The organism is Roseibium sp. (assembly GCF_965232425.1).
Classification (GTDB): domain Bacteria; phylum Pseudomonadota; class Alphaproteobacteria; order Rhizobiales; family Stappiaceae; genus Roseibium.
In genome coordinates, this window is the sequence record NZ_OZ246971.1 from 5,730,148 (window position 1) to 5,752,034 (window position 21,887).

General features: G+C 60.5%; 24 protein-coding genes and 1 tRNA gene. 20 read left to right on the forward strand and 5 right to left on the reverse strand.

Annotation, left to right across the window (positions count from 1 at the left end; translation table 11 throughout):
• The first annotated feature begins 42 nt into the window (after positions 1 to 42).
• A complete protein-coding gene (locus tag ACO08A_RS26200) occupies positions 43 to 471 on the forward strand; it encodes a hypothetical protein (protein WP_422038776.1) in 429 nt (142 codons plus the stop codon).
• Between the two features lie 123 nt (positions 472 to 594).
• Here the strand turns inward: ACO08A_RS26200 and ACO08A_RS26205 are convergent, their stop codons facing one another.
• Entirely contained in the window at positions 595 to 1,545 is a 951-nt protein-coding gene (locus tag ACO08A_RS26205) for a LysR family transcriptional regulator (RefSeq protein ID WP_421982867.1), read from the reverse strand.
• A gap of 98 nt (positions 1,546 to 1,643) precedes the next feature.
• Here ACO08A_RS26205 and ACO08A_RS26210 point away from each other — a divergent pair, with 98 nt between their 5' ends.
• The 17 genes from ACO08A_RS26210 (at position 1,644) to ACO08A_RS26290 (ending at position 17,215) form a co-directional block, all read left to right on the forward strand.
• Positions 1,644 to 2,519, forward strand: a complete 876-nt coding sequence (locus tag ACO08A_RS26210) for a dioxygenase (RefSeq protein WP_422038778.1) — start codon at positions 1,644 to 1,646, stop codon at positions 2,517 to 2,519.
• Positions 2,516 to 3,577, forward strand: coding sequence for a maleylacetate reductase (locus tag ACO08A_RS26215; RefSeq protein ID WP_422038779.1), 1,062 nt, complete (start codon positions 2,516 to 2,518; stop codon positions 3,575 to 3,577). The genes ACO08A_RS26210 and ACO08A_RS26215 overlap by 4 nt, the downstream gene beginning before the upstream one ends.
• 24 nt (positions 3,578 to 3,601) lie before the next feature.
• Positions 3,602 to 4,882: an ABC transporter substrate-binding protein gene (locus tag ACO08A_RS26220; RefSeq protein ID WP_422038780.1), complete on the forward strand. Its 1,281-nt coding sequence runs from the start codon at positions 3,602 to 3,604 to the stop codon at positions 4,880 to 4,882.
• Positions 4,883 to 4,934: 52 nt separating this feature from the next.
• A complete protein-coding gene (locus ACO08A_RS26225; protein WP_422038781.1) occupies positions 4,935 to 5,654 on the forward strand; it encodes an ABC transporter ATP-binding protein in 720 nt (239 codons plus the stop codon).
• Complete coding sequence (locus tag ACO08A_RS26230; protein WP_422038782.1) at positions 5,654 to 6,361, forward strand: ABC transporter ATP-binding protein; 708 nt, start codon at positions 5,654 to 5,656, stop codon at positions 6,359 to 6,361. The genes ACO08A_RS26225 and ACO08A_RS26230 overlap by 1 nt, the downstream gene beginning before the upstream one ends.
• The gene (locus ACO08A_RS26235; protein WP_422038783.1) at positions 6,358 to 7,221 is read left to right on the forward strand and encodes a branched-chain amino acid ABC transporter permease; all 864 of its coding nucleotides are present in this window, start codon (positions 6,358 to 6,360) and stop codon (positions 7,219 to 7,221) included. The genes ACO08A_RS26230 and ACO08A_RS26235 overlap by 4 nt, the downstream gene beginning before the upstream one ends.
• A gap of 11 nt (positions 7,222 to 7,232) precedes the next feature.
• Positions 7,233 to 8,306 (forward strand): branched-chain amino acid ABC transporter permease, encoded by a 1,074-nt coding sequence (locus ACO08A_RS26240; protein WP_422038785.1) that lies wholly within the window; start codon positions 7,233 to 7,235, stop codon positions 8,304 to 8,306.
• A gap of 1 nt (position 8,307) precedes the next feature.
• Positions 8,308 to 8,886 (forward strand): VOC family protein, encoded by a 579-nt coding sequence (locus ACO08A_RS26245; RefSeq protein ID WP_422038786.1) that lies wholly within the window; start codon positions 8,308 to 8,310, stop codon positions 8,884 to 8,886.
• A gap of 22 nt (positions 8,887 to 8,908) precedes the next feature.
• Positions 8,909 to 10,666 carry an FAD-dependent oxidoreductase gene (locus tag ACO08A_RS26250; protein ID WP_422038787.1) on the forward strand — a complete coding sequence of 586 codons (1,758 nt, stop codon included), beginning with the start codon at positions 8,909 to 8,911 and terminating at the stop codon, positions 10,664 to 10,666.
• Between the two features lie 10 nt (positions 10,667 to 10,676).
• Positions 10,677 to 11,564, forward strand: coding sequence for an intradiol ring-cleavage dioxygenase (locus ACO08A_RS26255; protein ID WP_422038788.1), 888 nt, complete (start codon positions 10,677 to 10,679; stop codon positions 11,562 to 11,564).
• Position 11,565: 1 nt separating this feature from the next.
• Positions 11,566 to 12,402, forward strand: a complete 837-nt coding sequence (locus ACO08A_RS26260) for a 3-keto-5-aminohexanoate cleavage protein (RefSeq protein ID WP_422038789.1) — start codon at positions 11,566 to 11,568, stop codon at positions 12,400 to 12,402.
• A gap of 82 nt (positions 12,403 to 12,484) precedes the next feature.
• Positions 12,485 to 13,078: a malonic semialdehyde reductase gene (locus ACO08A_RS26265; RefSeq protein WP_422041822.1), complete on the forward strand. Its 594-nt coding sequence runs from the start codon at positions 12,485 to 12,487 to the stop codon at positions 13,076 to 13,078.
• A 12-nt stretch (positions 13,079 to 13,090) separates the two neighbouring features.
• Positions 13,091 to 13,483, forward strand: coding sequence for a YciI family protein (locus tag ACO08A_RS26270; protein WP_353996139.1), 393 nt, complete (start codon positions 13,091 to 13,093; stop codon positions 13,481 to 13,483).
• A 26-nt stretch (positions 13,484 to 13,509) separates the two neighbouring features.
• Positions 13,510 to 14,562, forward strand: a complete 1,053-nt coding sequence (locus tag ACO08A_RS26275; RefSeq protein ID WP_422038790.1) for a C4-dicarboxylate TRAP transporter substrate-binding protein — start codon at positions 13,510 to 13,512, stop codon at positions 14,560 to 14,562.
• Between the two features lie 14 nt (positions 14,563 to 14,576).
• The gene (locus ACO08A_RS26280; RefSeq protein ID WP_422038791.1) at positions 14,577 to 16,538 is read left to right on the forward strand and encodes a TRAP transporter large permease subunit; all 1,962 of its coding nucleotides are present in this window, start codon (positions 14,577 to 14,579) and stop codon (positions 16,536 to 16,538) included.
• 8 nt (positions 16,539 to 16,546) lie between these two features.
• Entirely contained in the window at positions 16,547 to 16,852 is a 306-nt protein-coding gene (locus ACO08A_RS26285) for a YciI family protein (protein WP_422038792.1), read from the forward strand.
• Positions 16,853 to 16,876: 24 nt separating this feature from the next.
• Positions 16,877 to 17,215 (forward strand): GFA family protein, encoded by a 339-nt coding sequence (locus ACO08A_RS26290; RefSeq protein ID WP_422038793.1) that lies wholly within the window; start codon positions 16,877 to 16,879, stop codon positions 17,213 to 17,215.
• Positions 17,216 to 17,338: 123 nt separating this feature from the next.
• Here the strand turns inward: ACO08A_RS26290 and ACO08A_RS26295 are convergent, their stop codons facing one another.
• On the reverse strand, positions 17,339 to 17,548 hold the full coding sequence (locus ACO08A_RS26295; protein WP_422038794.1) for a cold-shock protein: 210 nt from the start codon (positions 17,546 to 17,548) through the stop codon (positions 17,339 to 17,341).
• A gap of 306 nt (positions 17,549 to 17,854) precedes the next feature.
• Positions 17,855 to 18,487: a C-type lectin domain-containing protein gene (locus ACO08A_RS26300; RefSeq protein ID WP_422038796.1), complete on the reverse strand. Its 633-nt coding sequence runs from the start codon at positions 18,485 to 18,487 to the stop codon at positions 17,855 to 17,857.
• Between the two features lie 82 nt (positions 18,488 to 18,569).
• On the opposite strand from ACO08A_RS26300, the gene ACO08A_RS26305 reads away from it, so the two are divergent.
• Positions 18,570 to 19,556, forward strand: a complete 987-nt coding sequence (locus ACO08A_RS26305) for a GlxA family transcriptional regulator (protein ID WP_422038798.1) — start codon at positions 18,570 to 18,572, stop codon at positions 19,554 to 19,556.
• Positions 19,557 to 19,861: 305 nt separating this feature from the next.
• Here ACO08A_RS26305 and ACO08A_RS26310 read toward each other — a convergent pair.
• A tRNA-Pro gene (locus ACO08A_RS26310) sits at positions 19,862 to 19,938 on the reverse strand.
• A gap of 317 nt (positions 19,939 to 20,255) precedes the next feature.
• On the opposite strand from ACO08A_RS26310, the gene ACO08A_RS26315 reads away from it, so the two are divergent.
• Entirely contained in the window at positions 20,256 to 20,969 is a 714-nt protein-coding gene (locus ACO08A_RS26315; RefSeq protein WP_422038799.1) for a peptidoglycan-binding protein, read from the forward strand.
• 343 nt (positions 20,970 to 21,312) lie between these two features.
• On the opposite strand, the gene ACO08A_RS26320 is transcribed toward ACO08A_RS26315, so the two are convergent.
• Entirely contained in the window at positions 21,313 to 21,795 is a 483-nt protein-coding gene (locus ACO08A_RS26320; protein WP_422038800.1) for a DUF192 domain-containing protein, read from the reverse strand.
• Positions 21,796 to 21,887 lie beyond the last annotated feature (92 nt).

Here is a 21,887-nt window from a genome sequence, read left to right on the forward strand (position 1 = left end):
TCATAATCTACCCTCGTGTGTTCCCATCACGAGGATTGTCCCATGCCAAGATTTCCGCTGATTGCCGCCGTCGCGGCCCTGTCTGTCATGCCTGCAACCACGGCAATGGCCCATGACGGCAAAAAACTGCATGTTCACAACAACACCAGTTACGACTTTACCGACGGATACGTGAGCAGCCAGCATCATGTAACGATCACCAACCTCCCTGAATCAATCCCGGCCGGGGACAGTCGCGAGATCGATGTCCAGGTTGAACACAGCTCATGGAAGGCAGACATCCATTGGATCATCAACAGCCAGGTCGGAACAACCGTTGCAATCAAATACGAGCTGGACGGGAACTATGAGACGCCCACATGTCACACAGACGTGCCCGAGGGAATTCACTCGGACCATTACAACTGCAACTCCGAAAACGTGAAGTTCTATTTTTGCGACTCATCCTCCAAGTCGGAATGCGACAAGTAGGTGAACCAAGCGCCGGTCAGGCAATAGAGAGACGCAGCTTTCCCTTTTGCCTGAACGGACCCGTTTCTCGGGATTTTGAAGTTCACTCGAAGATCTGCCCAGCAAGGAAGTTGGCACCCACCGTCAACCGCCCCAGACAACGGCATCTTCATGCCGCTTGATCAGGTGCCGCAGGTTTTCGAAGCTTTTGGCGACGTGCTGTGCATATTTGTCGACGGCAGGCAGATAGGGGGCGTCCGCAAGGCGCAGGATCCCGAGGGCCCGGTCCGGGTGCGGGATCTGGAACGGAAGCGCCGTCATCGTCCGTTCCTTCCGGTAGGCAAAGACAACACTATGCGGCAGCACCGTCAGGGCATTGGTGCGGGTCATGTAATTGATGACGCTGGCGAGCGACCCCCCTGAATACCGGACCTTGATCTCGGTGGCTCCGAGCGACAGCAGGATCGAATGAAGGTCGGCGTAGAGCGGGCTGCCGGGTGGCGGGGCGATCCAGGGATATTCGAGCAGCTCCTGCGCCCCGGTTCTGCGATTGCCCAGGAGCGGATGCAAGGCGCTGCAGGCAACGACATTCCGGCCGGGCAGGATTTCCTCGAAGACCAGACCGGATCCCTCCCCCAGAATATCGATCGGACAGATCGCCAGATCGATCCTGTCCGCATGAACGGCTTCTCGCAGATCCCGGACATAGCCGTAGCTCTGGTCGACCCGGATCTCCGGATAGCTGTTCTGGAAGTCGGCCGTCATGCTGGAAATGAGTGCGTCCATGAAAAACGGCGTTCCGCCGACCCGCACGGTCCCCGCTTTGCCTTCCTGAAAGTTCAGAACCGTTTCCGACGCCTTGCGGGAGGCCGCCAGCATCACCATGCCCTGATCGGCAAGGGCCTGCGCTAGCGGGGTTGGCAGCAACGGACGTTGCCCTTTCTGAAAGAGCGGTTCCCCGAGGCGTTTTTCCAGTGAAGAGAGCGTGCGGGAGACCGCCGGCTGGGTCATGCCGAGCAGTTCCGCTCCTTCCGTCACGCTGCCGGTCTGAACGACTGCAGCCAGTTGGATCAAATGTCGCTCATCCAGTTTCATAGCAATTTGTTATAAACTTGAGTTCGAAAATCATCAACCGCACTGTTACCGCCCGATAGTCTTCCCGAAAGGTCAGGAATTGACCGTTGGGAGGAACCATGGCCGGCATGTCCGAGATCGCCTATTTCAAGACGGAAACGTCCGACCGGCTCTTTGCCGACAGGCTTGACACGACTTCGGATGAGCGGCTTGCCCTGGTGCTCAGCAAGGTCGCCGAACACCTGCATGCGATAGTCCGCGAGACCCGTCCGAGCCTGAACGACTGGCGCGCGGCTATCGAGTTTCTGACGGAAGTCGGCCACCTGTGCGACGACCGGCGTCAGGAATGGGTGCTGGTATCCGACCTCCTCGGCATGTCCACACTCGTCGACGCGCTGAATTCCGACCGTCCCGGAAAGGCAACGCCGAACACCATGCGGGGCCCCTTCTACCGGCCGGACGTTCCGCTCATGCGCCACGGCGCGAACATATCGCTCGACGGTGCGGGAACGCCCGTTGACGTCACTCTCCACCTCAAGGACCTGGACGACCGGCCTGTTGCCGGGGCGCATGTCGAAACCTGGCAGGCCAATGCGCAGGGCTACTACGAGAACCAGCAGCCTGACCTGCAGCCGGAACACAATCTGCGCGGCCATTTCGTTTCGGACGATCACGGCCGCGTTTCCTATCGCAGCATTCGCCCGTCCGGCTACGAAGTGCCGAAGGACGGCCCGCTCGGAGACCTGCTCGCAAAACTCGGCGCACCGCTTTGCCGGCCCGCGCATGTCTATTTCCAGGTGATCGCAGACGGTTTCGAGACGCTGACGACGCAGATCTTCGACGGCGAGGATCCCAATCTCGGCAAAGACCCGCTTTTCAGCGTCAAGCCCGGTCTCGTCGGCTGCTTCAGGGAAGCCCGGCCGGGCACGGACGCGGCGCTTGAGCTGGAGATTGACTTCCACCTGAACCCGGCCAGACAGGAGCTTGATGCATGACCCGCGCCTTCACCTACAGAGGCAGCGCTGCCCATATTGTTTTCGGCCCCGGCAAGCGCGCCGAAACGGGGGCATGGGTGGAAAAACTCGGCTGCCGCAAGGCGCTGGTGCTGTCCACGCCGCATCAGGCAAACGACGCGGAAAAGCTCGCCGGAGACCTTGGTGCACTTGCCGTGGGCGTGTTTGCCAAGGCGGCCATGCACACGCCGGTCGACGTTACGGACGAAGCGATGGAGCTTGTGAAGGCGTCGGGCGCGGACAGTGTCGTTGCCCTCGGCGGCGGGTCCACGACCGGGCTCGGAAAGGCAATCGCCTACCGCACCGACCTGCCCCAGATCGTCATTCCGACAACCTATGCCGGATCGGAAGTGACGCCGATCCTCGGCCAGACCGAAGGCGGCCGCAAAACGACCGTGCGCGGCGACAGCATTCTGCCGGAGGTGGTGATCTACGACCCCGACCTGACCACGGGTCTGCCGCTTTCAATGACAATCACCAGCGGCCTGAACGCGATGGCGCATGCTGCCGAGGCCCTTTACGCGCAGGACCGCAACCCCGTTTCCAGCCTGATGGCGGCCGAAGGTCTGGCCGCCTTCAGCGAGGCTCTGCCTTTGCTCAAGGCAGACCCGGCAGATACCGAGGCCCGCTCCGCAGCGCTCTATGGTGCGTGGCTCTGCGGCACGGTCCTCGGTACTGTCGGCATGGCGCTTCACCACAAGATCTGCCACACGCTCGGCGGCAGTTTCGACACGCCGCATGCGGAAACGCACGCCATCATGCTTCCGCACACAGTCGGTTTCAACGCCGCTGTCGTTCCGGAACAAATGCAGCCGATTGCCGACCTTTTCGGCGCGACGCCGGGCGCAGGCCTCTTCGATTTCTCGTCGAAAATCGGCGCGCCGCTGGCGCTCAGGGACCTTGGCCTCAGCGAAGCGGACCTTGATCGCGCCGCCGATATCGCAACCGAAAATCCGTACTGGAACCCGCGCCCGATCGACCGCGCGTCCATCCGTCATCTGCTGCAGGACGCCTGGGAAGGGTCGCGCCCCGCAGTCTGACCACCTGGTCTGGGAGGAACCAACATGTTGAATAGACGCACATTTCTGAAATCGACCGCGGCAACGGCCGCTCTTGCAGGCTCATCCGGCCTCGCCCTGCCTGCGCGTGCGCAGGGGACGCCAATCAAGCTCGGCTATGTGAGCCCGCAAACCGGCCCCCTCGCCGCCTTTGCCGAAGCCGACAATTTCATCATCAGCGGTTTCAACGCGGCCGCGAAGGCCGAAGGTCTCAATATCGAGGTGATCGTCAAGGACAGCCAGTCCAACCCGAACCGGGCTGCCGAAGTCGCCCGCGAACTGATCATCGACGATGAAATCAACCTGATGCTGGTGGCCTCCACCCCGGAAACCACCAACCCGGTCACGACCACGTGCGAAAGCGAGGAAATCCCCTGCATCTCGACAGTCGCGCCGTGGCAACCCTGGTTCATCGGCCAACAGGGCAATCCCGGCGACCCGGGAAGCTGGGAACCGTTCTACTACTCCTATCATTTCTTCTGGGGCCTTGAGGATGTCATCGCGGTCTTCACCAACATGTGGGGGCAGCTCGACACCAACAAGCAGGTCGGCGGCCTGTTTCCGAATGACGGCGACGGCAATGCCTGGGGCGACCCGAATGTGGGCTTTCCCCCCGTGCTTGAAAAACTCGGCTACGGCCTGACCGACCCCGGCCGCTACCAGAACCTGACCGACGATTTCACGGCGCAGATCAATGCTTTCAAGCAGGCGAACGCGGACATCGTGACAGGCGTGATGATCCCGCCGGATTTCACCACGTTCTGGACGCAGGCCAAGCAGCAGGGCTTCACACCGAAAGTCGCCTCGATCGGCAAGGCCATCCTGTTCCCGCAGGCCGTCGAAGCGCTCGGCGATGCCGGCAACAACCTGTCGTCGGAAGTCTGGTGGAGCCCGACGCATCCGTTCTCGTCCTCGCTCACGGGCGAAAGCTCGGGCCAGCTCGCATCCGGCTTCACCGAAACCACCGGACGGCCCTGGACACAGCCGATCGGCTTTGTCCATGCGCTGTTCGAACTGGCGGCCGATGTGATGAAGCGCGCCAACGATCCGACGGACGCCGACGAGGTTTCGGAAGTGATCGCTGCAACGAAACTCGACACCATCGTCGGTCCGATCGCCTGGGATGGAAAGGGCCTGCCGCCCTTTGCTCAGAAGAACGTTGCCAAGACACCGCTGGTCGGCGGTCAGTGGCGGCTGAAAGATGGGGGTGGCTACGACCTCGTCATTACCGACAACCAGACCGCACCGGACATTCCGACCGGCGGAAAGATGGAACCGATCACCTGAGTTCTGACAGGCGCGGACCTCGTGTCAGCGCCGAGCTTGAGGGAGAGAGCCAATGACGATCCTGGCGCTGGACAATGTGTCGAAAGCCTTTGGCGCGCTGCGCGTTTCGCAACACATCACGTTTGATCTTGCTGAAGGCGAGGCATTGGGTGTGATCGGACCGAACGGCGCCGGCAAATCGACCCTGTTCAACCTCATTACCGGCAATCTGCCGGTCGATGAGGGCCGGATCACGTTTCTCGGCCGGGACGTGACCCATGTCCCGCCGATGGAGCGGTGTCTCAGCGGACTGGGACGCACGTTCCAGATCCCGCAGCCTTTCGAGAAGCTGACGGTTTTTGAAAACCTCATCGTTGCCGGAGCCTTCGGCAACCGGTTGCCGGAAAGCGCAGTATCCGACGAATGCGCGGACATCCTCGTTGAAACGGGCTTGATCGGCAAGGCGAACGAGGTCGCCGGCAGGCTCAGCCTGCTGGAGCGCAAGCGCCTGGAGCTGGCCCGCGCCATGGCAACCCGGCCCAAGGTGCTGCTGCTCGATGAGATCGCCGGCGGGCTGACCGAAGGCGAATGCCATGCGCTTGTCGCGACCATCCAGAGGATCCACTCGGGCGGCATGTCGATCATCTGGATCGAGCACGTCCTCCACGCCCTTACATCGGTGGCCGAACGTCTTCTTGTGCTCGACTTCGGCAAAGTGATCGGTATCGGTGAGCCGGACGCCATCATGAACTCGCAGGAAGTGCGGGAAATCTATCTCGGGATCGATGTGTGATGGCGCTTCTTCAGACCGACAATCTGACCGCCCACTACGGTGACTTCCAGGCGCTGTTCGGGGTCGATATCCGGCTCGAACAAGGCGAGACGGTGGCGATCATCGGCGCAAACGGGGCCGGCAAGACCACGCTGATGCGCTCCATCTCCGGCGTTCTGACCAACCAGCCCGAAGCGATCATGTTCGAGAACGGCCGGATCGGTTCCAGGCACGCGGCGGATATCGTCAAAAAAGGCATCGCCATGGTGCCCGAAGGACGCAAATTGTTCCCGTCGCTGAGCGTTGAGGAAAACCTGCTGATTGGCGCATACGGCCGCAAAGGCGCCGGCGTCTGGACCCTTGAGACCGTCTACGAGATGTTCCCGGTCCTGAAGGAGCGCCGGCTCAATCCAGGAACCGCCCTTTCCGGCGGACAGCAGCAGATGGTGGCGATCGGACGGGCGCTGATGTCCAATCCGCGCGTGCTCCTGTGCGATGAAATCAGCCTCGGCCTTGCACCGGTGATCATCAAGGACATCTACGCCGCGCTTCCGAAAATCAAGGAAGCCGGAACTTCCATCGTCGTGGTGGAGCAGGACATCGGCCAGGCACTGAAAGTTGCCGACCGCGTCTACTGCATGATGGAGGGGCGGATCACGCTCGAAGGGGCTCCGTCCGACCTCAGCCGCGACGCAATCCACAACGCCTATTTCGGAGCTTCCGCATGATCTGGGTTGACACAATCGTCCAGGGGGTTCTGCTTGGCGGGCTCTATGCCCTCTTCGCCGCCGGACTCAGCCTTGTCTTCGGGATCATGCGGCTGGTGAACCTGGCCCACGGCGATCTTATCGTCATGGCCGCCTACCTGATCCTTGTGCTGGTGACGCTGCTTGGCATCGACCCGTTTCTCGCAGCCCTGATCTCTGCTCCGCTGCTGTTCGGCATCGGCTGGTTGCTGCAGATGCATGTTCTCAACCGGACGCTCGGACCCGACATCCTGCCGCCTTTACTCGTTACCTTCGGTCTGTCGATCGTGATTCAGAACGCTCTCCTGGAAGGCTTTTCCGCCGACAGCCAGCGCTTGTCCGTCGGCCCGCTGGAAACCGCATCGCTCGCACTCGGTCCCGTCAATGTTGGCGTCATGCCGCTGCTCACCTTCCTGTCCGCGATCATCGTGATCATTGCGCTCAACCGGCTTTTCTACAGCACGTCGCTCGGCCGGGCCTTCCGGGCAACCTCGGATGACTCTGTTACCGCCAGCCTCATGGGGATCCGACCCCAGAACATCTTCGCAACCGCGACCGGGATCGCCATGGTCGTCGTGACCATTGCCGCGCTGTACCTGGGCACCCGCGCCAATTTCGACCCCACCATCGGCCCGGCTCGCCTCATCTACGCATTCGAGGCAGTGATCATCGGCGGCCTCGGATCGCTCTGGGGCACGCTCGCCGGCGGGATCATTATCGGCGTCGCGCAGACCCTCGGGGCCGCGATCAATCCGGAATGGCAGATCCTCGCCGGGCACGTCGCCTTCGTCTTCGTCCTGTTGTTCAGACCGCGCGGCCTGTTCCCGCGGGCCGTGGATTGAGGGGAGCTGCCATGACCACCTCAGCCCAACCCGCCTGGACCGTTGAAACCCGGACCCGCACGTCGACCATCTTTCTCGGTCTTGCCGCTGTCCTCGTGCTCGTCCTCGCCTTTGCCCCTTTCTATGCATCGCGCAGCCTTATCCAGGACCTGTTTTTCATCCTGACCATGCTGGTGCTGGCCCAGGGCTGGAACCTTCTGGCAGGTTATGCAGGTCTCGTCTCCGTCGGCCAGCAGGCCTTCGTCGGCATCGGCGCTTACGCCATGTTCGGTGGCGTCATCCTTCTGGACCTCGATCCGCTGGTCTCGATCCTGATCGGCGGGGTCGCAGCCGCCCTGCTGGCCATCCCGACCGCCTTCTTCACTTTCCGTCTGCAGGGGGCCTATTTCGCCATCGGCACCTGGGTCGTCGCTGAAATCGTCCGTCTTACGGTCGCGCAATGGAAAGCCCTCGGCGGCGGCACGGGCACGTCCCTGCCCCGCAGCGCGACCCGCGAGATGTTCGGCCTGGACTTCCTGAAGGACACGTTCGGCTTCAAGACCTCTGCTGCCACAGACGTCATCACCTTCTGGCTCGCCCTGGTGCTGGCGGTCGTGACGGTCGGAGTGGTCTACCGGCTGCTACGCTCCCGCCAGGGTCTCGGGCTCGCGGCCGTGCGCGACAACCAGAACGCCGCCCGTTCCGTCGGCGTAGATGCGCAGCGCCTGAAGACAATCGTCTATCTCAGCACAGCCTTCATTACGGGGCTCGCCGGCGCACTCATCTATGTCCAGAAGGCCCGGATTTCGCCGGATGCCGCCTTCTCGGTGCTGGACTGGACCGCCTACGTGATCTTCATCGTCGTCATCGGCGGCATCGGAACGATCGAGGGACCAATCATCGGCGTCCTCGTCTTCTTTGCCCTGCAGAATTCCCTGTCCGGCTATGGCTCCTGGTACCTGCTGGTCCTCGGTTTGCTGGGCATCGTCATCATGCTGTTCGCACCGCGTGGCCTCTGGGGTCTCTTCACCGACCGCACCGGCATCGAACTCTTTCCCATCCGCCGCCGTCTCTCCAGCGGCCCCACCGAAAACCCGGGAGGTTGACATGAAAAAGACACTCACAGCCCTGTTTCTGATCGCAAGCGGCTCCATGGCGACGGCCGATGGCCTGCCCGGCATGAAGGGTATGGACCATATCGGTTTCACCGTCCCCGACCTGGAAGAGGCTGTCACGTTCTTCACCGGCACGCTCGGCTGCAAGGCGTTCTATCCGCTCGGCCCGTTTTCGGGCGGCGACAGCACCTGGATGCAGGATCACCTGAACGTCGATCCGAAAGCGACCATTCCGGCCATGCGCCTCGTGCGCTGCGCGAACGGCGCCAACCTCGAAATCTTCCAGTACACCGCGCCGAACCAGGACAGCGAGCCGCCGCGCAACTCCGACATCGGCGGGCATCATCTCGCCTTCTACACCACCGACATGGATGGCGCGGTCGCCTACCTGCGGGACAAGGGCATCAAGGTGCTGGGAGCACCGACGAAGATGACCGACGGCCCGTCGGCCGGGGAAACCTGGGTCTATTTCCTCGCTCCCTGGGGCATGCAGCTTGAACTCGTGAGTTACCCGGACGGCAAGGCCTACGAGGCGGATTTCGACGCGCGCCTCTGGGATCCCCGGTCCTGATCGATATTTGGAGGAACTGCAAATGGCTGATTTCAGCACCGATGTCCTGATCATCGGCACAGGTCCGGCGGGCTCCGCGACAGCGGCGCTTCTTTCGACCTACGGCATCGAGAACATGGCGATCAACCGCTACCGCTGGCTCGCCAACACGCCGCGCGCGCATATCACCAACCAGCGGACCATGGAGGTCCTGAGGGATCTCGGACGCGAGGTCGAGGACGAGGCCTACCTCTTCGCCGCGCACCAGGAACTCATGGGCGAAAACGTCTTCTGCGAGAGCCTTACCGGTGAAGAAATCGGCCGCATGAAGAGCTGGGGCAACCATCCGCTCTCAAAGGCCGAGCACCTGATGGCCTCGCCGACCATGATGAACGACCTGCCGCAGACCTTCATGGAGCCGCTTCTCTTCAAGACGGCCTGCTCCCGGGGAACCCAGGCGCGCATGTCGACCCAGTACCTCTCGCACGAACAGGACGCGGAAGGCGTGACAACCACCTGCCTCGACCGGCTGTCGGGCAAGGAGTTCACCATCCGCTCGAACTATCTCGTCGGCGCTGACGGCGGCAATTCCCTCGTTGCCGAGCATGCCGGCCTGCCGTTCGAAGGCAAGATGGGCGTCGGCGGCTCGATGAACATCCTGTTCCGGGCGGACCTTTCCAAATATGTCGCCCACCGGCCCTCCGTTCTTTACTGGGTGATGCAGCCTGGCGCGGATGTCGGCGGTATCGGCATGGGTCTGGTCCGGATGGTGCGCCCCTGGAACGAGTGGCTGATCGTCTGGGGTTACGACATCAACCAGCCGGCCCCGGAGGTCGATGAAGCCATGGCGACCGACGTGGCCCGCCAACTGGTCGGTGACCCTGAACTCACCATCGAGCTGATTTCGGCGAACACCTGGACGGTCAACAACATGTACGCCACGCACATGCAAAAGGACCGGGTGTTCATCATGGGCGATGCGGCGCACCGGCATCCGCCGTCCAACGGTCTGGGGTCCAACACCTCGATCCAGGACAGTTTCAACCTGGCCTGGAAGCTTGCTGCGGTCCTGAAAGGACAGGCGAGCGAAGCGCTGCTCGACAGCTACAGCGTCGAACGGGCACCCGTCGCCAAGCAGATCGTGACGCGTGCCAACCAGTCGATTGCCGAATTCGGCCCGATCTTCGAAGCGCTCGGCATGGGCGAAGGCGTCGATCCGGAAGTCATGCAGCAGAACCTGGTGGCCCGCTGCGACAGCACCGACGCCGCTGAAGCGCAACGCGAGGCGATCCGCAAGGCGATCGCCTTCAAGAAATACGAGTTCGATGCCCACGGCGTGGAAATGAACCAACGTTACAAGTCAAATGCAGTTGAAACGGACGGCCAGCCGGAACCGGATTTCGAGCGCGATGCAGAGCTTCACTACCAGGCGACCACCTGGCCGGGAGCCCGCATTCCCCATTGCTGGCTGTTCGATCACGACACGGGCGACAAGTTTTCGACGCTCGATCTGTGCGGCGGCGGAGCCTTCACCGTCTTCACCGGCATCGGCGGCGAAGCCTGGGAAGAAACCGCGAAGTCCGTCGGCGCGGAGTTCGGCCTCAATGTCGTGGTGCATGTGATCGGTCCGCGCCGGACATATGTCGATCACACTGGCGACTGGGCGCGGGCGCGCGAGGTCAGCGACAAGGGCTGCGTCCTGGTGCGTCCGGACCAGCATGTCGCGTGGCGCAGCACCGGACTGACAAGCGATCCCGCCGGCGATCTGCGCCGCGTCTTTTCCAAAATTCTCGCACGTTAAGGAGAGCCCGATGGAAGCTCATGAGCTTGGTTATTTCACCGAAGAAAATTCCGCAGAAGTGGTCACGGGCCGGAACAAGAACGCCAGTGACCCGCGCCTGAAGGAAATCATGGAAGTCGTGACGCGCAAGCTGCACGAGGCGGTCAAGGAGATCGAGCCGACCCAGGAAGAATGGTTCAAGGCCATTCAGTTCCTGACGGCCACCGGTCACAAATGCGACGACTGGCGCCAGGAGTTCATCCTGTTGTCCGACGTACTCGGTGTCTCGATGCTGGTCGATGCCGTCAACTCGCGCCGCCCGACCGGCGCATCGGAAAACACGGTCCTCGGGCCCTTCCACCTGGGCGATGCACCGGAATACGAGATGGGCCACAACATCTGCCTGGATGAAAAGGGCGAAGACCTGCTGGTGCGCGGCATGGTCAAGGACATCGACGGCAATCCCATGGAAGGGGTCAAGATCGATGTCTGGCAGGCCAATGACGAAGGCTTTTATGACGTCCAGCAGAAAGGCATCCAGCCGGAGTTCAACCTGCGCGGCGTGTTCCGCACCGGGCCGGACGGCAAATACTGGTTCCGGGCGGTGAAGCCGAAACACTACTCGATCCCGGCAGACGGACCCGTCGGCGACATGCTGAACCGGCTCGGACGGCACCCGTTCCGCCCCGCGCATCTCCATTACATCGTGTCCAAGGACGGCTACGACGAACTGACCACGCATATTTTCGACCCGGACGACGAGTACATCGATTCCGACAGCGTGTTCGGCGTCAAGAAAAGCCTGATCGCGGACTTCCGCATGATCGAGGACCCGGGACAGACCCGGGACGCCGGATTCAGCGGCCCTTCTTTTTGGGACGTCGAGTTCGATTTCGTGCTGGCTCCGAAGAAAGCGTAAGATGTCAAAGCCCTGCATCATCTGCGTCGCGATCACCGGCTCCCTGCCGCGCAAGGAGCACAATCCGGCGGTGCCGATCACGGTCTCCGAGCAGGTCGAGAGCACCCACGAGGCGTTCGAGGCCGGGGCGACGATCTGCCATGCCCATGTGCGCAACGACGATCAGACTCCGAGCTCCGATCCGGAGAAATTCGCCCGGCTCAAGGAAGGATTGGAAAAGCACTGCCCCGGCATGATCATCCAGTTCTCAACGGGCGGCAGATCCGGCGCGGGCAAGGCGCGCGGCGGCATGCTGCCGCTGAAGCCGGACATGGCCTCGCTTTCGGTCGGCTCCAACAACTTCCCGACCAGGGTCTACGAGAACGCCCCGGACCTTGTCGACTGGCTGGCCGGAGAAATGCGGACCCATAACGTCAAGCCTGAGATCGAGGCGTTCGATCTCAGCCATATCCACCAGGCGGCGGCGATGAACCGGGACGGACGCATCCCGGGCGAGATCTACATCCAGTTCGTTATGGGTGTGAAGAACGCCATGCCCGCGGACAAGGATGTGTTCGACTACTACGTCAGGACAGTCGAGCGCCTGATGCCGGATGCCGAATGGTGCGCCGCCGGCATCGGCGCCAGCCAGCTCACCTTGAACGAATGGTCGATCGCTGCCGGCGGCCATGCCCGCACCGGGCTTGAGGACAATATCCGCCTCGACCGGGACCGGCTCGCACCGTCGAACGCTGCCCTCGTCAGGCGAACAGCCGAAATCTGCGCCGCCAACAACCGGCCCGTTGCGTCGGCCGCCGAAGCCCGGTCGCTGCTTGGCCTTGCCCCCAAATCCCACTGAAAAACCCAGGAACCCGCAAATGAGCGATCCCTTCGAAGCCGCACACGTTGAAGCCAGAGAGGCCGCCCGCGCCTTCCAGGCCATGGAACATGCAGCGGACCCGACAACCCTCGAACTCCTGTTCACAGTCGCCCGAACCCACTACGGCTGGCAGGACCGCGATGTGTCCGAAGAGACGCTTCATGCGCTCTACGACATTGCAAAAATGGGACCGACCTCGATGAACCAGCAGCCCATGCGAGTGCTTTTCATCCGTTCGGACGATGCCAAGGACAGGCTCGAGCCGTGCCTGATGGAGGCCAACAGGCCCAAGATGCGCACCGCTCCCGTCACGGCGATCATCGCCTATGACCTGAACTTCTGGGAAGAGCTGCCGAAGCTGTTTCCGCCCAATCCCAATGCGCAGGACATCTTCCGCAACAACTCAACGGCAGCGCAGGTCAACGCCTTTCGGAACGGGACGTTGCAGGGCGCCTATTTCATGCTCGCCGCGAGAGCCGTCGGGCTGGATGTCGGGGCCATGTCCGGTTTCGACAACAAGAAAGTGGACGAGGAGTTCTTCCATGGGACGTCCCTCAAATCGAATTTCCTTGTCAACCTTGGTTACGCCGACACATCGAAGATTTTCCGGCGCCTGCCCAGGTTCGACTACACCGACGTCTGCCAGACGCTTTAGGAGGACCACGCCATGTCAGGCCCGCACATAACCAAGGACGACATCCTGAAGGCCTCGGCGGGGATGCTGCAAAAGCAGCTCTTCGTCGTCTTCACCAGCCCGACGAACGGAATGGGGCCGGTGATGGAAAACATCGAAGAACACCTGAAGTTCCAGGTCGACCTGGAACAGAGGGGCATCATGCTCGGCGCCGGCCCCTTCTGGGCCGATGACGAACACACCTGGAACGGCGAAGGCATGGTGATCATTCGCGCCGACAGCCTCGCCCACGCCCGAGAAATCGCCGAGACAGACCCGATGCATTCCTCGGGTGCACGCAGTTTCACGATCCGGCCCTGGCTGCTCAATGAAGGCCGGATCACGGTCGAGGTGAATTTCTCGACAGGACGCCACGCGGTCGCCTGATGACCGCCTTTTTGGGAGGAAAACGCATGAAACGCATGATAGCTGCACTCAGCTTTGCCGCCGTAGCGGCCATGGCACCGGCACAGGCCGAAACCTACAACCTGACCATGGCATCCAGCCATCCGACCGTCCTGCCCTGGGTCGGACAGCTGTCCACCCTGGTGGTCGGCGAATCCAACAAGCGCCTGGAGGCTATGGGGTCGGAAGACCGGATCGAATGGACGGAAGCCTATGGCGGATCGCTCTACGGCTTCAAGGATACACTGGAAGCCGTCGGCGATGGTCTGACCGACGCCGGCTGGGTCGGCACGCTCTGGGAAGGCTCCAAGATGCCGCTCCAGAACATGACCTACTTCACGCCGTTCGTTTCCGATGATCTTGTCGCGACGCTGAAGATCATGAACGAACTGCACCGCGAACTGCCCGCCCTGCAGAAAGCCTGGGACGATCAGAACGTCGTCTTCCTCGGCGCCAGCGGTGTGGAGACCTATCACCTGCTGACGAATTTCCCGGTGAACTCCCTGAAGGACCTGGAAGGCCGCAAGATCCTGGCGCCCGGCCCGTCCGCCAACTGGATCAAGCATCTGGGCGCGGTCCCGGTGAACGGCGCGTTGCCGACCTACTACAACCAGATCCAGACCGGCGTTGCCGACGGCATGGTCGTCATCGTGACCGGCGCCTTTCCGAACAAGCACTACGAGGTCGCCCCTTACGTCACGCTTGTCGGTATAGGCGCGCAGATGACCGGGGGTCTCGGCATCAACAAGGATGTCTGGGACGGGCTGTCGGACGATGTCCGCAAGGTCCTGACAGAGCTTGGCGAGGAATACACGGTTGCCCATGCCGAGGAAGTCATGGCGCGCTACGAGGCGTTCCTGGCCAAACTGCCGGAAGTCGGCGCGACCGTGACCACGCTGCCGGCAGAAGAAGTCTCGATCTGGGCCGACGGTCTTCCGAACCTTGCCAAGGACTGGTCCGACGCCAATGCCTCAGACGGCGCCGAGGACGTGCTGCAGGCCTACATGGCCAAGGTGCGTGATGCCGGCCTGGAGCCGCGCATCGACTGGACCAAGAAGTAAAGGGAGGTTTCGCCGTGGCGATCACATCAAGACAATTCCGCCACGGCGCCGACCGGACGGTGAACGGGGTTTCCGCGCTCACCGGTGCCGTCAGTGCGGCCGCCTCGATCTGGATCTTCTGCCTGATGCTCCTGATCTGCTCCGACATTATCGGACGCACCTTCTTCAATTCGCCCGTGCAGGGCGTTGCGGAGATCGTTGCCAACTCCATCGTTGCCATCGTTTTCCTGCAGGCCGGCCACACTGTCATGAGCGGGCGCATGACCCGCACCGACATCCTGATCGGCAGCATTGAGGAACACCGGCCCTTCGCTGCCGCCGTCATGCGCGTGTTCTTTCACCTTGCCGGCATCTTCGTCTTTGCCCTGATTGCCTGGGGCACCTGGCCGAAGCTGGTCGATGCCTGGGTCGAAAACGAGTTTTTCGGCGCGCAGGGCGTCTTCACCGCCCCGGTCTGGCCGATCAAGGCCTGTCTCTTCGGCGGCTCGATCCTGACGTGCCTGGCCTTCGCCACACAGGTCCTGACGGATGTGAAGGAAATCCTGAACGCTTCGCGTGTCGAATCCCTTACCGTCCGCCACTCCGTCGACCTGCCGCCCCGGGGACTGCCCATCCTGATCGGGTTCGCGCTGCTGCTGGTACTCGGCTACGGGGTGTTCTTTGCCGATCTCGGCCGGATCGAAATCGGTGTCGCCGCCATCTTTTTCATGCTGATGCTGATCTTCTCCGGCGCGCATATCGCCGTGGTCCTGATCCTGCTCAGCTTTCTCGGCATCTGGCTGATCCGCGACAACCCGAATGTGGCCATGCGCTCGCTGGCGCTGGCCGCCGACGGGGCCATCAACCGCTATCTCTTCGGCGTGGTGCCACTGTTCGTGCTCATGGGCCTGATTGTCGACACGGCAGATATCGGACGCGATGCCTACCGGGTCGCCGCCTGGATGCTTCAAAAAATCAAGGGCGGCCTCGGCATGGCGACAGTAGCCGCCAATGCCGTCTTTGCCTCCATCACCGGCATTTCCATCGCCTCGGCAGCGGTGTTCTCTCGGGTCGCGGTGCCGCAGATGGTGGCCAACGGCTATAACAACCGCTTCGCGCTCGGTGTGGTTGCCGGGTCGTCCGTCCTCGGCATGCTGATCCCGCCGAGCCTGCTCCTGATCATCTACGGAGTTCTGGCGGAACAGTCCGTCGGGGCGCTTTTCCTGGCCGCGATCGTCCCGGGCATCCTGCTGGCGCTAGTGTTTGGTGTCGGCATCTACCTGATGGCACGGTTCCGTCCCAGAATGGTGATGCAGAGCGACCGCCCGGCCGTGATCGAGGGGGAAACCTGGGGTACGGCCGTCGTCAAGCTGATCCCGATCACGGTTCTTGTCATCATCGTGCTCGGCGGCATCTATTCCGGGTTCTTCACGCCGACCGAAGCCGGTGCGGCAGGCGCCGCCGCCTCCATTGCCGTCGCCGTTGCCAAGGGCAGCCTGACCTGGGCGCGGTTCTGGAAGGTGCTGGTCGATACCGGTCTTGTCTCTGTCTCAATCCTGCTCCTGATCATTGCGGCCTCGATGTATTCAAGGATGCTGACGCTGTCGACGATCCCTCAGGAAATCACCATGCTCTTTTCCGATGCCGGGCTCGGGCTGATGGGCTTCATGATGATCTACCTGCTCTTGGTGATCGTTATGGGCATGATCCTTGATTCCACCTCGATCATGCTGATCCTTCTGCCGCTGTCGCTGCCCATCGTCACGGGGCTTGGCGGCGATCTCATCTGGTTCGGCATCGTCACCGTGATCGCCGTGGAGATCGGTTTGCTGACACCCCCCTTCGGACTGACGGTCTATGTGGTGAAGGCGACGATATCGGACAGCAGCACGACGCTCGGCGACATTTTCATCGGTACGTTTCCGTTCGTGGTCATGATGACCATCGTCACGCTGCTGCTCACCTTCATCCCGGCGCTCAGCCTAGTCTTTGAGTAGGAACCACCATGCATTTCGTCATCTTTGCCAAGGACCGCCCGGACGCCCTAAACCGGCGCCTCGACGTCATCGATCTCCACCGCGCCTATCTGGGCGAAGCCCCTGCCCGGCATGGCGTCAGGGTGCTGCTCTCCGGGCCGCTCACACGGGACGACGGCGAGACCATGAGCGGGTCGTTCTTCCTGCTGGATGCGCCGGACCGGGCGTCGATTGAAGCGCTTATCGAGGGTGATCCGCTCAAGGCGGCAGATGTGTGGGAGACGGTCGACATCTCTGCCGTCCATGTCAGGCAGAACAACATGACCGGTTCCTGAAACCGGTCAGGGGAGACGAAGAACATGCCAGGTTTCAAGGGCGGGTGCCTGTGCGGCGCGATCCGCTACGAGGTGTCGAGCGATCCGGTCAACATGTGGAACTGCCACTGCGACGACTGCCGCAAGTCATCCGGAGCGAGCTACGCAACCAATGTCTTTGTGAAGCTCGCGGACCTCACGATGACCAGAGGCGAAACGGCGAAGTTCCAGCACAGGTCGGACAGCGGCAACACCATGACCAAGGAATATTGCGCCGACTGCGGCGCGCAGATCTACAACGCCAATTCGGGCCGTCCGACCATTGACGCGACTTGCAATCATGCGCGCCTTGGCGCTGACAGTCTCAATCTTCAATGCCAGTGAACAACCTTTGTGATTGCGACACCGAGAAGCCGAAATGCAAAAAAGGCCGGGAGTTTCCCGACCTTTCCGTTCGTCTCATCAGTCCGTGCCAGTACATCCGTGGTCACGGACCCGGGACGGGAATCAGGCTTCTTGCAGATTGTCTGCGGCGGACTTGCCGGAGCGGCTGTCCTTGACCACGTCAAAACTGACTTTCTTGCCTTCTACAAGCGAATGCATCCCGGCGCGTTCAACGGCGGAAATATGCACAAAAACGTCCGACGCACCGTCTTCCGGCTGGATGAATCCGTAGCCTTTGGTTGCGTTGAAGAATTTCACGTTTCCGATGGTCATAACGACTTCCTTTCAATCGGTCATGAGAATGTGTGCGGCATGCCCTGAGGCGCACCGCAGCGAATATGTCGACGTTGAGAGGGAAGATCGTTCGAGGCGCAATTCGCGCAGAGACAAAGTTCATCAAGCAAAATCGATCGTGGCTACATAGGCGGAAAAAGAGATTTAAACAAGGCGGGCCGAAAAGAATTGTCAGACCCGATCGCTTCGGCAATCCGCTCCGCCCAATCTACAAGGTGTTCGCACACGCACATAAAAGTGGCCCGCAAACAGCGGGCCAGGTTGGGTTAATCCGTAAATCCAAGGTCAGGCTTCTGCGGCACCGCGTTTCCGGCGCGCGACAAGACCAAGTAACCCCAGGCCACCCAAGAGAAGCGGGAGTGCTGCTGGAACTGGAACGGGAGTGACACTGTACTCGACGAGATAGCCACGAATGTCGGAGTTGTCAGGTACATCATTCCAGCTTCCGGAAAGGCTGTCTTGCCACCAGGCCACAACATAGTCTTCCCCATTGTTCTGCTGGAAGTTATTCGGTTCTCCAGCACTCCAATTCGTATATGTCAGCGGATTGCCGCTCTCTGGTCCGCCAAGCCACTCAAAGTTACCTTCGGTGTTGCGATCTGTCGCGCCAATAAGGAAGAAACTGTAACCGTTAAATTGACCGGTAATGCTCCCTGCACCAGGCCAAGCCGAGTTCAAGAAAGCCTGTTCGGCGGCAGACGTTATTGTTGCCAAGTAGCCACCCAAGCCCATAAAGGAAGAAGATTCAGCAAGCGCTTCCGCCTGTGATGCCGTCAAAGATGGATCTCCGGCCCCGAGAGCAACAAACTCATACCAGTGATTGTTGGCACCAGATCCGGAAGACCATTGGACAGGTGCAGCTACAGCCGACGAAATCATTGCAAGGCTTGCAGTCATCAATAAAAGGATTCTTTTCATAAGGTTCCCCCAAACTATACTTAATCAGCTTCAAAAAGTTCCGGGATAGACTAACAGTTAATTTTTTGGCAAAACCGACAACATGCCCTCGATTTCCGCCAAATCGCGTCCGGTTGTCGTTATCGTCGTGTTTCCCGACGCCAAGCTGCTGGACATCACCGGTCCAATGCAGGTTTTCTCCGATGCGAAAATTTGCGGCGGTACAGACTACGAGATCGTACTTGCGTCTGCGAAAGGCGGCGTTCAGCTGATGGACACAGGCGTCGAACTCAGCACGGCGGCCATGAAGCAATTGCGTGGTAGGCAACTCCATACTCTCTTGATCTCAGGCGGCTGGGGCGCGCGCGCGGCAGCGCAGGATCCGGAACTTTTGCAAGACACCATCCAGTTGGCCGATCAAGCCACGCGAATTGGCTCCGTATGCACTGGCGCATTCGTCCTTGCGGCAAGCGGTCTGCTCGGTGGCCATCGCGCAGTGACACATTGGTATTCATGCGATGATCTCGCAAATCAGCACCCAGACGTGAAAGTTGAGCCGGACCGGATGTTCGTTAAAGATGGCAATGTCTGGACATCGGCGGGCGTGACCGCGGGCATTGATATGGCTCTTGCCATGGTGGCAGAAGACTCGGGGCGAAAGGTGGCGGTTCGACTGGCGCAAACATTGGTCATGTACATGATCCGCTCCGGTGGCCAGTCGCAGTTCAGCTCCGCGCTTCTGAGCCAAACCAATGATGCCAGCGGCCGGTTCGACGCACTTCACTCCTGGATTGGGGAGAACCTGAACCTGGATTTGCGCGTCGACCGCCTGGCTGAGCAAGTGGGAATGAGTGAACGGAATTTCACCAGGGTTTATCGGAAAACCACCGGCCGGACGCCTGCCAAAACCATCGAGCTGTTTCGTGTTGCAGCTGCGCGTGACCTACTTGAGGATACGGCACTTCCCGTCATGACGATTGCGCAAAGAACCGGCTTCGAGGATGACGAACGATTGCGACGAGCCATGCAACGTGTCCTCGGCATTTCGCCAACGGACTACAGAAAGAGATTTGGTGTCGAACAGGACTGACGCTTAGTGTCTGTTCCGGGTATATTTTTGAGCTTGCACAAGTGCTTAAAGGAAGCAGCTCTGATTGATCCACAACTGGGATGGAAAAAGCGCTTGAAACGGTGTTGGGATCGCAGATTCGCCGCGCCATCGCTTGTCGGACGCTTTCTGGTGCATGCAATTCGACGACTCTGATCTCCCACCCCTGGAGACAGTCGGACAACAAATCCCGGCTTTCGTCAGTGCCCGAATATCAGCAGGTTGCGCACAGCTCTCACAAAGCTATCCGGCGGGAAGCGAATTAGACTCTAAGTTATTGAAAGTGTTGGTCGGGGCAGCAAGATTCGAACTTGCGACCCTCTGGTCCCAAACCAGATGCGCTACCAGGCTGCGCTATACCCCGATCCGTTGATTTTGCGGGTGTACAGACGTTCGCAGATTGCGTCAAGCGGGAATGATGCGTGATGTTTTGTCCTTTGTGGACATGCACCAACAAAAATGTTCCCAGGCCAATTCCGCGAAACGGGCATCGTGCGGTCCTGTTTCGAACTGTTCCTGAAACAGCAAGAAAACCGACCACGAGACAACGAGCATTCGCACGGAATGCGCGCGATTCGTGTCTTTTGTGACGGATATCATAACGAAATTACCACGGCGTCGCTATTTCAGCATCCAAGCGAAGCCGGCACCTTGCCGGCCCAATTTGCATGGAGACTGATGATGAGTTCAGTGAAAGCGAAACGTGGCTACAAGGGGCCCTATGTCGAACAGTTGCAACGTCAGCTCAACCGGTCCTCAATCGGTATTACGCTCACACCGGACGGCGATTTCGGGTCCAAGACCGAAGGCGCGGTTTACGCGTTTCAAAGTCAGGAAAGCCTCATGGTCGACGGCGTTGTCGGCGCATTCACCGACGCTGTCCTGTTCGAAAAGGACCATCAAAAACTGAGGCAAAAGCCCAAGGAAGTCTTCCAGGGGGCAACGTCCAACTGTTGGGCCGCCGCCACCGAAAGCTGGCTGACCACGCGCTCCGGCCGGCGCAACTATACGCAAGAACAGATCATCTCCGGCATGATCTCGGAAGGCGGCGCAAGATCGAATGGCGCGTTGCGGATCCCGAGCGGCCAGACACTCTGGGAACTCTACTACGGTCTGCGTCCGCTCTCTGTTTCTTCAGACGAGTTCTACGCTGAAACGGCCTTCACCCGCATGTCCTGGCACGGGCCCCTCATGATCGGCTACAAACCCACCGGGTCCGATGTCGGGCATGTCGAAGTCATGTGGGGAACCACGATCCACAAGGGCAAGCCCGCCGTAATTACAATGGATCCCCTGAAGCAGACCAACCCCATGAAAGTGATCAAGATCCCTGAATTGCACGGCATGGGCGGACGGGTAACAACTTGGATGCCGAAAGTGCCGTTGCTGATCTAGTCGACGTCATGATCTGGCTGAGCAGGCGCAAAATAAGCGTGCAGAAAACGCGTTTTCTCTGGACCGCTATGGGTTCAGACAAAAGCGCAGCTGACTGGGTCTTTCTGGAAAGAAGTGGCAACCTCACGGGCAAACATAGGGTTACGGAGGATCACGCGCGAGGTTGCCAAGCGATGCCTTTGATCGCAATTTGACGTTACGGTATGTTTGTTAATGAACCGTTTCGTCTCAAAATTTGTTAACCCGCCTTCTGCAACAGAAATAGCGTAGTAGGCGGACGGCAATCCGGCAAAGCTGGTTAGATACGCGTCAAAGGACACCTTTGTTTTTCCGTTTCGCGCGCTCATTCACCCGTCATGGACGCGCTGGAGACCCTGTCGCCGACCTTGATGCCACGTTCTGCCGATGTTCCGGCGTTGAGTTCCAGGACGTATTTGGCAGGTGCGCCTGAGGGAATTGTCTGCTCGGAAAAGGGCGTCGTGTCGGCGGCAATGCTGACGATCCCGCCGGCCGCGTCGATATAGATGATATCGAGCGGCAGCGGCGTGTTCTTCATCCAGAAATAGCGGTCTCCCTCCTGTTCGAAAATGAACAGCATGCCGTGGTCGGCGGCCATTTCCTCACGGAACATCAGGCCACGGGAACGCTCGGGGGCGGTCACCGCGACCTCCACCGTGAACTCATGCGTTTTCGCGGAACTTTCAACCGTCAGAGGTTCGGTGCGAAGCCGCTTGCCGTCATCCTGTGCGACGGCGCCGGCCGACAAGCCCGTCACCATGATCAGGGCAAGGAACACCCGGGCGGCTGAGCGGAAATATTGGGACACTGTTTTCACCTTCAACACTTACACATCGACGGAGGTGCAGTTGCACATCTGCCGGTCAATTCGAATGCGGGACTGCGAGTTTTCAGGATCAC

Excerpts from the sequence above, each read along its gene's own strand:
- ACO08A_RS26200 (WP_422038776.1), top strand. The coding sequence starts at position 43 with ATGCCAAGATTTCCGCTGATTGCCGCCGTCGCGGCCCTGTCTGTCATG.
- ACO08A_RS26300 (WP_422038796.1), bottom strand. The coding sequence starts at position 18,487 with ATGAAAAGAATCCTTTTATTGATGACTGCAAGCCTTGCAATGATTTCG.
- ACO08A_RS26265 (WP_422041822.1), top strand. The coding sequence starts at position 12,485 with ATGGAACATGCAGCGGACCCGACAACCCTCGAACTCCTGTTCACAGTC.
- ACO08A_RS26295 (WP_422038794.1), bottom strand. The coding sequence starts at position 17,548 with ATGACCATCGGAAACGTGAAATTCTTCAACGCAACCAAAGGCTACGGA.
- ACO08A_RS26250 (WP_422038787.1), top strand. The coding sequence starts at position 8,909 with ATGGCTGATTTCAGCACCGATGTCCTGATCATCGGCACAGGTCCGGCG.
- ACO08A_RS26240 (WP_422038785.1), top strand. The coding sequence starts at position 7,233 with ATGACCACCTCAGCCCAACCCGCCTGGACCGTTGAAACCCGGACCCGC.
- ACO08A_RS26285 (WP_422038792.1), top strand. The coding sequence starts at position 16,547 with ATGCATTTCGTCATCTTTGCCAAGGACCGCCCGGACGCCCTAAACCGG.
- ACO08A_RS26290 (WP_422038793.1), top strand. The coding sequence starts at position 16,877 with ATGCCAGGTTTCAAGGGCGGGTGCCTGTGCGGCGCGATCCGCTACGAG.
- ACO08A_RS26260 (WP_422038789.1), top strand. The coding sequence starts at position 11,566 with ATGTCAAAGCCCTGCATCATCTGCGTCGCGATCACCGGCTCCCTGCCG.
- ACO08A_RS26245 (WP_422038786.1), top strand. The coding sequence starts at position 8,308 with ATGAAAAAGACACTCACAGCCCTGTTTCTGATCGCAAGCGGCTCCATG.
- ACO08A_RS26205 (WP_421982867.1), bottom strand. The coding sequence starts at position 1,545 with ATGAAACTGGATGAGCGACATTTGATCCAACTGGCTGCAGTCGTTCAG.
- ACO08A_RS26220 (WP_422038780.1), top strand. The coding sequence starts at position 3,602 with ATGTTGAATAGACGCACATTTCTGAAATCGACCGCGGCAACGGCCGCT.
- ACO08A_RS26275 (WP_422038790.1), top strand. The coding sequence starts at position 13,510 with ATGAAACGCATGATAGCTGCACTCAGCTTTGCCGCCGTAGCGGCCATG.
- ACO08A_RS26270 (WP_353996139.1), top strand. The coding sequence starts at position 13,091 with ATGTCAGGCCCGCACATAACCAAGGACGACATCCTGAAGGCCTCGGCG.
- ACO08A_RS26315 (WP_422038799.1), top strand. The coding sequence starts at position 20,256 with ATGAGTTCAGTGAAAGCGAAACGTGGCTACAAGGGGCCCTATGTCGAA.
- ACO08A_RS26210 (WP_422038778.1), top strand. The coding sequence starts at position 1,644 with ATGGCCGGCATGTCCGAGATCGCCTATTTCAAGACGGAAACGTCCGAC.
- ACO08A_RS26235 (WP_422038783.1), top strand. The coding sequence starts at position 6,358 with ATGATCTGGGTTGACACAATCGTCCAGGGGGTTCTGCTTGGCGGGCTC.
- ACO08A_RS26305 (WP_422038798.1), top strand. The coding sequence starts at position 18,570 with ATGCCCTCGATTTCCGCCAAATCGCGTCCGGTTGTCGTTATCGTCGTG.
- ACO08A_RS26225 (WP_422038781.1), top strand. The coding sequence starts at position 4,935 with ATGACGATCCTGGCGCTGGACAATGTGTCGAAAGCCTTTGGCGCGCTG.
- ACO08A_RS26255 (WP_422038788.1), top strand. The coding sequence starts at position 10,677 with ATGGAAGCTCATGAGCTTGGTTATTTCACCGAAGAAAATTCCGCAGAA.
- ACO08A_RS26215 (WP_422038779.1), top strand. The coding sequence starts at position 2,516 with ATGACCCGCGCCTTCACCTACAGAGGCAGCGCTGCCCATATTGTTTTC.
- ACO08A_RS26230 (WP_422038782.1), top strand. The coding sequence starts at position 5,654 with ATGGCGCTTCTTCAGACCGACAATCTGACCGCCCACTACGGTGACTTC.